Genomic DNA, 13,154 nt, shown 5'->3' on the forward strand with positions numbered 1-13,154 from the left:
TTATTTTCCAGCCTGCATTTTAAACACCGGCGATACATCATCCGCGTTTGAGGCACTAACATTTAAGTCTTTAATCAAACCCGTAGACAAACTATAAACCCATGCATTCACGGAAAGTTCCTGCCCGGCTGCCCATGCATTTTGCACGATGGATGTACTCATGATATTTGCGGCCCCTTCTATTGCATTGAGCTCCACCAATCGGTCAGATTTCCTCTGGGGATCTTTAATGGTTGACATTTCACGTTCATGCATACGGTAAACATCTTTAATATTCCTCAGCCAGTTGTCAATCAGACCTACCTGTTTGTCTCCCAGGGCCGCATTTACACCACCGCAGCCATAATGACCGCAGACTATGATGTGTTTTACCTTGAGTACGTTCACTGAATAATCCAGTACGCTCAGCAGGTTCATATCAGTATGGGTAACCACATTGGCAATGTTTCGATGTACAAAGATATCACCAGGCATGGTATTGGTGATCTGGTTGGCCGGGACCCGGCTGTCTGAACATCCGATCCACAGTACTGGTGGTGTCTGACCGGCAGATAACCTCTTAAAGAAATCGGGATCTTCCTTCAGGGTATTTGCTACCCAGTCTTTATTTCCCTGCAATAATCCTTCGTATGTAATTTGATCTGTATGTTGTTTTTCTAATTTTGCGCACATAATAATTTAATTATTAATTTCTTCAATAGATTTACTGTTCAGCCTTGGCACAGTATACTGTTTTTTTATGTCTTCTAAGGTCACGATAATCCCTTTAGTATAAGCATTGTGCTTATAATTAAAGATAGTTTCCAGCACGTCCGGATCTATATACCGGGAGTTTGAGCCATCAATGATGACATTGGTTTCTTTAGGAATTTTGGTCAGTACGACCTGAATGGCGGCTTTGTTTAAGAAAGATACTTCTTCCGCCAGTTTGATCCTGATGTTCTTCTTATCACCATCTTCCTGTATCTTGTAAAAGAAAGGATTCCGCATGTTGGTGCGTAACAAGTAGAATATAGAAAACAGCATACCAACGGCGACGCCCTTCAAGAGATCGGTAAGCAGTACGGCAACAATGGTAATGACAAATGGAATGAACTGATCCCATCCTTTATGATACATGTGCTTAAATAAAGCGACGCGTGTAAGTTTATAACCTGTAACCAAGAGTATTGCAGCTAAACATGCCAAAGGTATCATATTTATCAGACCTGGGATAAATAATAAAGATAAAAGTAACCAGCACCCGTGGAAAATAGCTGACATTTTGGTTCTGCCGCCCGCATTTACGTTGGCTGAACTGCGCACTATAACAGAGGTCATGGGCATACCGCCGATCAGACCGCTCACAATATTACCTGTTCCCTGTGCCATCAGTTCGCGGTTAGTCGGCGAAACCCTTTTAATCGGATCTATTTTATCAACCGCTTCAATACTCAATAAGGTTTCTAAACTGGCCACTACGGCTATTGTCGCAGCAACAACCCAAACTTTACCATTACCTATTTGAGAAAAGTCGGGTGTCGTAAACAAGCCCATAAATTCTAACCAGCCATTGACAACGGGTATTTCTACCATATGTTTGGCTTCAAGGGCATATGGCGTATTCTGGAACAATAAACTCAGGGAAATTCCTAAAATCACTACCATCAATGGTGCCGGAATAACACTTAACTTCTTAAATTTTGGCCAAATGAGCAAAATCGCAATGGACAGGGCGCTGATGACAATCGCCGCCAGCCCGAAATGGTTTGCAGCATTGCTGATTGCAGAAAAAGTATTTCTGTCATCTCCCTGCAAAAAGCTCTCATCACCAAAAAAATCTGAATCGACGCCAAGTGCATGGGGCAGCTGTTTGAGGATCAGTGTAAGCCCGATAGCTGCAAGCATTCCCTCGATCACGCTGGAAGGAAAATAGTTGCCTATAGTACCTCCCTTTAACAATCCCAATAAAAGTTGTATGACTCCCGCCAGAACAACCGCCAATAAAAAAGTCTGGTAACCGCCCAGGGTACCTATTGCCCCCAGCACTATGGCAGTTAGTCCGGCTGCTGGTCCGCTGACACTCAGTTGAGACCCGCTAAAACTGGCTACCACTGTGCCGCCTATTACTCCGGTAATAATTCCGGCAAATAACGGGGCACCTGAGGCAAGGGCTATACCCAGACACAATGGCAAGGCCACTAAAAAAACGACGATACTGGCTGGCAGATCACGCTTTAAATTCTTTTTTAATATATATTTCTTCACTTCCAGTCTCGAAAAGACTGAGTTCCCACTTTGCATAAAACTATGTTTTAATGTTTTCAACTAATTCCTAAAATGCATACCTGTCCCATGCGGGTGGTTTATGCCTGATGAATTAGCAGCGGTTAGGAGGGGGTGTAGGTACGGAAGGGTGATAGGGATCGACGTACCGCTTAAAATGGTCTATAAAGCTGTTGCTCATCCCAACCTGGGTTAAGGTCGTTGTAAAGCAATAATCGTAATGGAAATCGACCTTGTAATCGCAAAGTTTTACCTTTGTCTTGCCGGCGTCGCCGTCAGCACTGTGCTCCAGCTCAATTTGCATGATCACAGAATTCATAATTTCCTTGTCGATGTGACTAAAAAATACAGGCGCACCGGAAATCATCATCTTTGCCAAAAAGACATTTAAGAAGATCATGACAATAAGTATGCGGTATTTCCTAAGGAACATTGTATTTCTATTTTTTGTCACACACTCCAAAAATAGCTCCAAAGCTTAGAAATTAGCAAATTCTCCTGTAATAAAAATGTAATTTAGTTGTTGCAGGATATTTTCTCCTGTTTAAATAAAGAGAACCTTTATGAGATAATGCGCCAATTACAGTAATTTTGCCGTAACAACTAAATATGAAAAAAACAGTACTAGCCGTTATATTTCTTTATCCGTTTCTACTATTGGCACAAAGTAATAATGCCCCTTCAACTTATGACACGCATGAGATTGCGATAACAGGGTACCTGCAAACCCAGTATCAAAGAGCTCAGTCAGAAGGCATTTTATCCTTCTCAGGCGGTGATTTTGGCAAAAACTCGAAAGACCGCTTTATGATCAGAAGAGGCAGATTAAAAATTGACAGAGCGGATAAATACTCAAGTATTGTATTTCAAATTGATGCGACCCAGAATGGGATCCAGCTAATGGATGCCTTCATCCAGTTCCATAGGCCGGATTCTAAAGTGCTGATATTTACTGCCGGCTTGTTTAACCGCCCTTTTGGACACGCCATAGTTTATTCGTCGGGATACCGTGATTTTCCGGAAAGGGCCAGGATATTTCAAACACTGATGCCCAGGGAACGTGATATTGGGGCGATGATCACTCTGCGGCCGGAAGGCAAGTTTAAATTCCTGACTGCAGAGGTAGGTGTAATCAATGGAAGTGGATATAACGCACGTGATTATGACTCAGGAAAGGACATTGTAGGCAACCTGGGGCTTAAATTTGACAGTCTGGCCAATAGAAAACTTCACATTGGATTTGGAGGCTCAATATATAAAGGATCAGTCCGCAGTGATACAGAAACCTATTTTTCTTATGAAGGAAACGGTTATATAAACCATACTGATTCTGCAAACATCGACTGGAATGCCAGGCGTGATTATTATGGTGCGAATCTGCAGTTGCAGTACGACAACAGTTTTGGAGCAACAACATTCAAAGCGGAGTATATTGAGGGAACACAGCCAGGAGTTGCAGCTTCCTCCTCGGTAAATGGTCCCGCAGCCAGCACCAGCTTCGCGGCGCAGCCTGCCACAGATCTGTACCTGAGAACTTTCCGGGGTTATTATCTCTGGCTGACCCAAAAGATTGCCAAAACAAAATTTACGGCAATAGCGGCATACGACGTGTATGATCCCAACAAAAAGATAAGCGGGGCGGAAATAGGGGTGGCTGACAATACTACGGCAGGTGACATCAAGTTCAGTACATTTGGTTACGGGTTTACCTATACGATCAACCCCCGGCTAAAACTAACTGTATATAATGAGCATGTGACTAATGACGCAACACAATTGCCAAAGTATACCGCCGATCTGAAAGATGATGTTTTCACAACCAGGCTTCAATACCGCTGGTAAATTATTTAAAGTTTTCAATAATGAGGAATAAAATAGAGCAGCTTCAGGACAAAATTAAAATGGCTCACGCCGGCGGCGGTGCTGAAAGGATTGCGGCCCAGCACAAAAAAGGCAAACTCACGGCACGCGAACGCATCCATTTTTTATTGGATGAGAATTCTTTCGAAGAGATCGGCATGATGGTGACCCACCGCAGTACAGACTTTGGGATGGAGCGTGAAAAATATCTGGGTGACGGTGTCGTGACGGGCTATGGAAATATCAACGGCCGTTTGGTTTATGTTTTTTCACAAGATTTCACCGTATTCGGAGGCTCTCTTTCCGAAACTCATGCAGAAAAGATTTGCCGGATCATGGAAATGGCCATGAAAAACGGGGCTCCTGTGGTCGGACTCAATGACAGTGGTGGTGCGAGGATTCAGGAGGGGGTTGTTTCACTGGGTGGTTATGCCGATATATTTTATAGAAATGTTCAGGCGTCAGGCGTTATTCCTCAATTGTCAGCAATAATGGGACCCTGTGCAGGCGGAGCAGTTTACTCACCTTCCATTACTGATTTCATCCTGATGGTGGAACATACCTCGTATATGTTTGTAACCGGACCAAACGTGGTTAAAACAGTGACGCACGAGGAAGTGAGTTCGGAGGACCTCGGGGGTGCGTCTGCACATGCAACGAAATCTGGCGTGACACATTTTGCCTGCGCAAATGAGATGGATGCCATAAACCATGTAAAAAAACTTTTGAGCTACATGCCTCAGAACTGCGAGGAAATACCATCTCCGCTTCCGTATACGGCATCTGATGAAACCAGGCCTGCATTGAATGTAATGATGCCGGAAAATGCCAATCAGCCTTATGATGTGAGAGAAGTGATTGCTGAAATTGCAGATGCTGATAGCTTCCTGGAAGTGCATAAGAATTTTGCAGAAAATATAGTAGTTGGTTTTGCCCGTCTAGCTGGCCGGAGCATTGGTATTGTTGCCAATCAGCCCGCCTATCTTGCTGGCGTACTTGACAATAATGCCTCGATAAAGTCTGCAAGATTCGTTCGTTTCTGTGACTGTTTTAATATACCGCTATTGGTTTTGGAAGATGTACCAGGATTTTTGCCGGGTACGGACCAGGAATGGAATGGCATCATCACAAATGGAGCTAAATTGCTATATGCCTTCTGTGAAGCAACAGTCCCACGCATTACTGTTATTACCCGTAAGGCCTATGGCGGCGCCTATGATGTAATGAATTCAAAACATATAGGAGCCGATCTGAATTATGCGTGGCCCACTGCTGAAATTGCGGTAATGGGCGCTAAAGGGGCCGCAGAGATTATTTTTAAAAAGGAAATTACCGCTGCCGAACATCCGCAGGAAAAATGGCTGGAGAAAGAAAAATTGTATTCTGACATATTTGCCAATCCTTACCGCGCAGCGGAAAGGGGTTTTGTAGATGAAGTGATCGAACCAGCCCAAACCAGGAATAAACTGATAAAAGCTTTCAAAATGCTGGAAAATAAAGCGGTTAGCCTTCCCAGGAAAAAACACGGAAATATCCCTTTATAATGAAATTAAGTCGTACGGATATTTTACTAATGGCTTTCTGCACAGGCCTCATCGTCGCGAACATTTACTACTGCCAGCCTCTGGTGATCCTTGTCGCCAGGGAATTCGGCCTGACGGAGAGCCATGCCGGTAAGATCAGCTATCTGACTCAGGCCGGTTATGCACTTGGTCTGTTTTTAATTGTCCCCCTGGGGGATATGTTTGAGCGCCGCAAACAAATCCTAATCATAACCTCCTTCGCTGTTGCAGCTTTATTGCTCGCTGCCCTTTCACAAACCTTTCTGTTGTTACAAATCGCCTGTGTATTGATTGGAGCAAGTTCCATTATCCCCCAGCTTATTTTACCAATGGCGGCGAACCTCAGCTCCGACGAAAAGCGGGGATCTACAATCGGGATCATTATGAGCGGTCTGCTGATCGGCATTCTGGCCTCAAGGAGTATAAGCGGCAGCGTAGGTTTTTTATGGGGTTGGCGAACCATGTATTTCATCGCTGCCGGCATTTGCTCACTGCTTTTGTTCTTGATGGCCAGGCGTTTTCCACAAAGTAAACCCACATTTAATGGTACTTATAAGGCACTCATGCTGTCTATGTGGTATTACATAAAAACACAGCCCGTTTTGCGCGAAGCTTCAATCATCAATTTCTTGGCCTTTGCCATTTTAAGTGCATTTTGGACAACGATGGTATTGTTCCTTGCCAACCCCCCTTTCAGTTTTCAAACCTTACAGATTGGGTTATTTGGTATTGCAGGTGCCGCAGGTGCACTTGCCGCCCCCCTGGTGGGGAAGCTGAGCAGTGGCATGAACCCGCGCCGAAATTTGCTTATAGGCCTGATTCTGCAATTGGTCAGCATTGCTGCATTTTATTTTACAGGAAGTCATTTATATCTTTTTGTCGCTGGCATTATTTTGATTGATATTGGTCAGCAGGCCATCCATGTAACTAACCAGACCCGGATTTACACCCTGGTACCGGAAGCACGGAACCGCCTGAATACCATATTTATGTCCGTTAGCTTTGTCGGTGCATCAATTGGCTCCGCATTGGGTTTATGGTTATGGGATAAAGGCCAATGGCCATTGTTTTGTCTTGGCATTGCTTTGGTTGTGATACTGAATATTTTTATATACAACTTTTATAGCAACAAAATTAAAGGTTAGCTATGCAGCAAGTGCAGATTGAACAGATCAGATTTGATTTAACCTGGCACATCAGGCATGAGGTGATGTATCCTGATTTGCCCTTTGACGCCATCAAACTGGATAATGATGTCAATGGCGTACATTTTGGATTATACACAAATGATCAGCTAACCGCGGTAGTGTCCTTATTTAACGTGGGCCCGGTTTACCAGTTCAGAAAGCTTGCAACCAGGGTTGGTGCACAGGGCAAAGGGTACGGCACGCTTTTGCTAAAACATATCATCAGCTATGTTAAGGATATAGGCGCCGAAAAATTATGGTGTAACGCCAGGGTTTCGGCCGCGGGTTTTTACAGCAAATTCGGTTTTAAAGAAACAGACCGGCAGTCGCGGAGCAATGGCATCGACTTTGTCATTATGGAGTTACAACTTAATAATTAACTTTAGGCTCAATTCCTGATTTATATATTTGCTTACAATAAAAACAGAATAATGGCTAAAAAGAAAGAAGACAAGCGGGATCATGTTGTTGTGGTCACTAAAAAATCACTCCGGTTTTTTGAAGAATATATCAATAATCCATCTCCAACCGGCTTCGAATATCCGGGCCAAAAGTTATGGCTGGATTATTTAAAACCTTATATCGATGAAAGCTTTATCGACAACTATGGCACAGCCGTAGGTGTAATTAATCCTAAAGCTGAATTTAAAGTTGTTATTGAAGCTCACGCCGATGAAATTTCATGGTTTGTAAATTATATTACTAATGACGGCCTTATTTATGTGATCCGTAATGGAGGTTCTGATCATCAGATAGCACCTTCTAAACGGGTGAATATTCACACTGACAAAGGAATGATAAAAGCTGTATTCGGATGGCCGGCCATACATACCCGCGGCGCCGGGGAAAAAGAAGAAGCCCCAGCACTAAAAAATATTTTCCTTGACTGTGGTTGCACCAGCAAAGAAGAGGTGGAGAATCTTGGTGTCCATGTAGGCTGCGTAATTACCTACGAAGACGAGTTTATGGTTTTGAACGATCGTTACTATGTGGGCAGGGCCTTAGACAACAGGGCCGGTGGTTTTATGATCGCAGAAGTGGCGCGCCTGCTTCAGGAAAACAAAAAGAAACTGCCTTTCGGCTTGTATATTGTTAACTCAGTGCAGGAAGAAATCGGGTTACGTGGTGCTGAAATGATTGCCGACAGGATTAAACCGCACGTGGCAATCATTACCGATGTTACACACGACACCACAACCCCGATGATCAATAAAATTACACAGGGTGACCTGGCCTGCGGTAAAGGTCCGGTTGTTTCTTACGCACCGGCAGTACAGACCAATCTGAACAAATTGCTGATCGAAACAGCAGAAAAGAACAAAATTCCTTTCCAGCGCCAGGCATCATCCCGGTCAACAGGAACAGATACGGATGCTTTCGCCTACTCAAATGGCGGGGTTCCTTCTGCATTGATTTCCTTGCCCCTGCGCTATATGCACACGACTGTTGAAATGATCCACAAGGAAGATGTAGACAATGTGATCAGTCTAATCTATCATTCCCTGTTAAACATTAAAAAAGATCACGATTTCAGGTATTCTAAATAATCACCTATATTTTACCATATTGGTGACAAAAAATGTTTTCTTATGAGCGATCAATCAGCAAAATTTATAGAAAAAATTAAAGACTCTTATCAACTGACAGATCCTCATATTTATTTGGGTGCAGGTATTTTAGATGGCAAGGTATTGGCCGAAGCTGAAGTAAACCTGTCGCTCCATATGATGAACAGGCACGGTTTGGTGGCCGGTGCAACAGGTACCGGAAAAACCCGTACCCTGCAGTTACTTGCTGAACAATTGTCTGATGCTGGTGTTCCCGTATTTATGCTGGACGTAAAGGGTGATTTGTCCGGATTAAACCAGGCCGGTCCAGTCAATCCTAAAATTGAGGATAGGGCCAGCCAATTAAACAAACTCTTTACCCCAGCCGGCTTTCCGGTTGAACTCTATTCTCTGTCGGGTAAGCTTGGGGCACAAATGCGTGCTACCGTTTTGGAATTCGGACCTATCCTGCTGGCAAAGATTCTCGACCTGAACGACACACAAGCTGGAGTGCTGGCAGTTATCTTTAAATATGCAGATGACAATAAGATGCCGGTCATCGACCTTAACGACCTTAAAAAATTGGTCTCTTATCTGGCCGAAGAAGAAGGTGCCGAAGAGATCAAAAGCACATACGGAAAAATATCAACTGCTACTTCAGGTACCATTCTAAGAAAAATTGTTGCCATTGAACAGCAAGGTTTAGGTGCCATGTTTGGTGAGCGTTCATTTGACATTGAAGATCTTTTTGTGAAAGTTGACGGCAAAGGCATGATCAGCTTGCTAAATATCTCAGATGTTCAGAATCAGCCTGTTTTATACTCTACTTATCTGCTAAGTCTGCTCGCAGAAATATTTTACAGCATGCCGGAGGCCGGCGACCTGGACAAGCCTAAGCTGGTGTTCTTTTTTGACGAAGCACATCTGCTTTTCAGAAATTCTTCAAAGGCATTCTTAGAGCAAATTGAAACCATTATCCGGTTAATCCGCTCTAAAGGAATTGGTGTATTCTTTTGTACACAGGCGCCAACGGATGTGCCGGAGAGTGTCTTATCTCAGTTGGGCAACCGAATACAACATGCTTTAAGGGTATTTACGCCAAATGATGTCGATGCCATGAAAAAAACAGTGAATACCTATCCAAGGTCTGATTTTTATAAGATCGACCAGATCCTGACTTCACTGGGCACCGGACAGGCCTTAATCACAGTTTTGAACGAAAAAGGCATTCCAACAGAAGTTGCAGCAACTATGCTTACCCCGCCGAGAGCCATTATGGGGTCGCTAACGACAGCAGATTATAACGCCCTTGTCCAATCGAGTGCCATAGCCACAAAATATCAGGAAACCATTGATCCCGAAAGTGCTTACGAAATACTCACGAAACGAGTTAATGATAGATTGTCAGAACAGGAAGAACAAAATCAGGCTGAAGTGATAGAAGCACCCACCAAAGGCGAAAAAAGCCTCATCGAAAAGGTAATGGGCGCTACAATTACAAGGCAGATCGGCAAAGAAATCGTACGTGGCTTATTTGGCATGCTTACAGGTAAAAAACCCAGAAACAGCGGAGGTAAAGGTATATTTGGATTTTAAATAAAAACTATCTTTACCTAAATCAAAAAATGTATTTTAGCTCCATAAAATATTTACTGTTTACATTGATTATTAATCTATTCATTATTTTTATTGGATGAAACCTACCTTACTAATATTAGCTGCCGGTATGGCAAGCCGCTACGGCAGTATGAAACAAATTGATGGCTTCGGCCCCAACGGCGAGACCATTATTGATTATTCTATTTATGACGCTATAAAAGCTGGCTTTGGCAAAGTGGTCTTCATCATTAAAGAAGAATTTGTAGACAATTTTAAGGCCATATTTGAACCTAAGCTGAGTGGTAAAATTGAAACCGACTATGTATTCCAAAACTTCGACTTAAAGCAATTTGGTATCGAAGAAGAAATCTATCGCGAAAAACCATGGGGAACTGCCCACGCAATCCTTTCTGCAAGAAAAGTAATCAAAGAACCATTTTGTGTAATCAACGCCGATGATTATTATGGTTTTGATGCATTCAAGAAAATGGTCGATTTCTTAAATGCAGAGGCTTCCGACAGCAATTATTCTATAATCGGCTATCAAATCGGAAAAACGTTATCCGACTTTGGTTCTGTTTCCCGCGGTGTCTGCAAAACAAATGAGGCTGGATATTTAGAAGAGATCACTGAACGCACCCAGGTTTATAAAAAAGGTGATGCTATTGTTTACGAGGAAAATGGGGTTGAGTATCCTTTAGATTTCGAAACGCCTGTTTCTATGAATTTCTGGGGCTTTACTCCCGCTGTCTTTAAACTGACTGAAGATCTGTTCAGGATCTTTGCATTGGAAAATAAGGGAAAGCCAAAAGCTGAATTTTTTATCCCGCTGATAGGCGAAAATCTTGTTAAAACAGATACTGCATCTTTTAAAGTAATTCCTACAGCCAATCAATGGTTTGGAGTAACTTACAAAGAAGATAAACCTTTTGTTCAGGACAGCATAGATCAGCTTGTAAAAGACGGCACGTATCCGGAAAATCTTTGGAATTAAAGTTCTAAAACGATTGATAAAAAGAAGGCCCCGGGTAATATACCCGGGGCCTTCTTTTTATCAATTTAAGGACGACTATTTTTTGTCGTCTTTTACTTCTTCAAAGTCTACGTCGGTAACATTATCACCACCATCATTTGCTTGTCCGCCATTGGCAGCCGCTCCTTCTGGTTGTCCGGCTCCGGCTTCCTGACCAGCTTTATACATTTCTTCAGAAGCAGCATTCCATGCATTTTGCAATTCTTCCTGAGCTGCGTCAATATCTGCAAAATTTCTTGCAGCATGTGCATCCTTAAGTTTCTTCAAACCTGCTTCTATAGGTGCTTTTTTATCTTCAGTGATTTTCTCGCCAAATTCTTTAAGCTGTTTCTCTGTTGAGAAGATTAAAGCATCAGCACTGTTGATCTTTTCAGCTTCTTCCTTAGCTGCTTTATCTGACTCAGCATTTTTCTCTGCCTCTTCTTTCATTCTTTTGATCTCTTCATCAGTCAAACCAGACGAAGCTTCGATACGAATTTTTTGCTCTTTACCAGTAGCTTTATCTTTAGCACTTACGTGCAAGATACCATTTGCATCAATATCAAAGGCTACTTCTACCTGAGGAACACCTCTAGGAGCCGGTGGAATTCCATCAAGGATAAAACGTCCAATCGTGCGATTCTGAGCCGCCATAGGACGCTCACCTTGTAATATGTGAATCTCAACCGAAGGCTGATTATCAGCAGCTGTAGAGAAAGTCTCTGCTTTTTTAGAAGGGATTGTCGTATTTGCTTCAATTAACTTAGTCATTACACCACCCATAGTTTCAATACCTAAAGAAAGAGGGGTAACATCCAGTAACAATACATCTTTTACTTCGCCAGTCAATACGCCACCTTGAATTGCAGCACCAATAGCAACTACCTCATCCGGGTTTACTCCTTTAGAAGGCTCTTTACCAAAAAATGCTTTAACTGCTTCCTGAATTGCAGGTATACGGGTTGAACCACCGACAAGAATGATTTCATCAATATCACTGGTTTTCAAACCTGCGTTTTTCAAGGCCGATTTACAAGGATCAATTGTACGCTTAATTAAATCAGCGGCCAATTGCTCAAATTTAGCACGGCTCAATGTTCTAACCAGGTGTTTCGGTCCGGTCGCATCAGCAGTAATATAAGGCAAATTGATCTCTGTTGAAGTTGTGCTTGACAATTCAATTTTAGCTTTCTCAGCAGCCTCTTTTAAACGCTGTAATGCCATTGGATCCTGATGCAGGTCCATGCCATTTTCGCTTTTAAACTCCACTGCCAGCCATTCAATAATGATATGGTCAAAATCATCTCCACCTAAATGGGTATCACCATCGGTTGATTTTACCTCAAACACGCCATCCCCTAATTCTAATACCGAAACATCATGTGTACCACCGCCGCAGTCAAACACAACGATTTTCATGTCCTTGTGAGCTTTGTCAAGGCCATAAGCCAAAGCAGCTGCTGTTGGTTCGTTAATGATCCGTTTAACGGTTAAACCAGCAATCTCGCCAGCTTCTTTTGTTGCCTGACGCTGAGCGTCATTAAAATATGCAGGAACGGTAATTACCGCTTCTGTTACTTCATGCCCCAAAAAGTCTTCAGCAGTTTTCTTCATCTTCTGCAAGATCATTGCCGATATCTCCTGAGGAGTGTATTTCCGGTCATCAATTTCTACACGCGGTGTGTTATTATCACCTTTAACTACCTTGTAAGGCACACGTGACGCTTCTTTAGAGACTTCAGCAAAGCTGCTTCCCATAAAGCGTTTAATTGAAGATATTGTTTTTGTTGGATTAGTGATCGCCTGGCGTTTTGCCGGCTCACCAACTTTACGCTCACCATTTTCTGCAAAAGCAACAATGGATGGCGTAGTACGCTTACCCTCACTGTTGGCTATAACTACAGGTTCGTTACCTTCCATTACGGCTACGCAAGAGTTTGTTGTTCCTAAGTCTATACCAATAATTTTTGACATGCTATTTATCTCTATTTATGTTATGAAATCCTTTTATTGATATCTGTTTAACAAGCAATGTGCCAATTGAGTTTTGGCAGAAAATCACACCCGGTAATAATAATTAAAGAAATTTATGGCGGAAAGCTGTTACAAAAATGTGACAGTA

General features: G+C 42.7%; 11 protein-coding genes. 7 read left to right on the top strand and 4 right to left on the bottom strand.

All coding sequences use genetic code 11. From position 1 onward, the window contains the following. The 3 genes from VK541_RS15030 to VK541_RS15040 form a co-directional block, all read right to left on the bottom strand. A complete protein-coding gene (locus VK541_RS15030) occupies nt 1-672 on the bottom strand; it encodes a carbonic anhydrase (RefSeq protein WP_324371135.1) in 672 nt (223 codons plus the stop codon). A 6-nt stretch (nt 673-678) separates the two neighbouring features. Continuing rightward, the gene (locus VK541_RS15035; RefSeq protein WP_324371136.1) at nt 679-2,283 is read right to left on the bottom strand and encodes a SulP family inorganic anion transporter; all 1,605 of its coding nucleotides are present in this window, start codon (nt 2,281-2,283) and stop codon (nt 679-681) included. Nucleotides 2,284-2,359: 76 nt separating this feature from the next. Beyond that, nucleotides 2,360-2,698: a hypothetical protein gene (locus tag VK541_RS15040; RefSeq protein WP_324371137.1), complete on the bottom strand. Its 339-nt coding sequence runs from the start codon at nt 2,696-2,698 to the stop codon at nt 2,360-2,362. Between the two features lie 176 nt (nt 2,699-2,874). Here VK541_RS15040 and VK541_RS15045 point away from each other — a divergent pair, with 176 nt between their 5' ends. The 7 genes from VK541_RS15045 (at nt 2,875) to VK541_RS15075 (ending at nt 11,014) form a co-directional block, all read left to right on the top strand. Beyond that, complete coding sequence (locus tag VK541_RS15045) at nt 2,875-4,107, top strand: porin (protein WP_324371138.1); 1,233 nt, start codon at nt 2,875-2,877, stop codon at nt 4,105-4,107. Between the two features lie 20 nt (nt 4,108-4,127). Further along, complete coding sequence (locus tag VK541_RS15050; protein ID WP_324371139.1) at nt 4,128-5,669, top strand: acyl-CoA carboxylase subunit beta; 1,542 nt, start codon at nt 4,128-4,130, stop codon at nt 5,667-5,669. Beyond that, nucleotides 5,669-6,832: an MFS transporter gene (locus VK541_RS15055; RefSeq protein WP_324371140.1), complete on the top strand. Its 1,164-nt coding sequence runs from the start codon at nt 5,669-5,671 to the stop codon at nt 6,830-6,832. The genes VK541_RS15050 and VK541_RS15055 overlap by 1 nt, the downstream gene beginning before the upstream one ends. A gap of 2 nt (nt 6,833-6,834) precedes the next feature. Continuing rightward, on the top strand, nt 6,835-7,254 hold the full coding sequence (locus VK541_RS15060; RefSeq protein ID WP_324371141.1) for a GNAT family N-acetyltransferase: 420 nt from the start codon (nt 6,835-6,837) through the stop codon (nt 7,252-7,254). 51 nt (nt 7,255-7,305) lie between these two features. After that, nucleotides 7,306-8,421 (top strand): M42 family metallopeptidase, encoded by a 1,116-nt coding sequence (locus VK541_RS15065; RefSeq protein ID WP_324371142.1) that lies wholly within the window; start codon nt 7,306-7,308, stop codon nt 8,419-8,421. 42 nt (nt 8,422-8,463) lie between these two features. After that, nucleotides 8,464-10,017: a helicase HerA-like domain-containing protein gene (locus VK541_RS15070; protein ID WP_324371143.1), complete on the top strand. Its 1,554-nt coding sequence runs from the start codon at nt 8,464-8,466 to the stop codon at nt 10,015-10,017. 97 nt (nt 10,018-10,114) lie between these two features. Beyond that, complete coding sequence (locus tag VK541_RS15075) at nt 10,115-11,014, top strand: nucleotidyltransferase family protein (RefSeq protein WP_324371144.1); 900 nt, start codon at nt 10,115-10,117, stop codon at nt 11,012-11,014. 75 nt (nt 11,015-11,089) lie between these two features. On the opposite strand, the gene dnaK is transcribed toward VK541_RS15075, so the two are convergent. Then, the gene (gene dnaK / locus VK541_RS15080; protein ID WP_324371145.1) at nt 11,090-13,006 is read right to left on the bottom strand and encodes a molecular chaperone DnaK; all 1,917 of its coding nucleotides are present in this window, start codon (nt 13,004-13,006) and stop codon (nt 11,090-11,092) included. Nucleotides 13,007-13,154: the final 148 nt, after the last annotated feature.

This window comes from Pedobacter sp. (assembly GCF_035317785.1).
GTDB lineage: Bacteria > Bacteroidota > Bacteroidia > Sphingobacteriales > Sphingobacteriaceae > Pedobacter.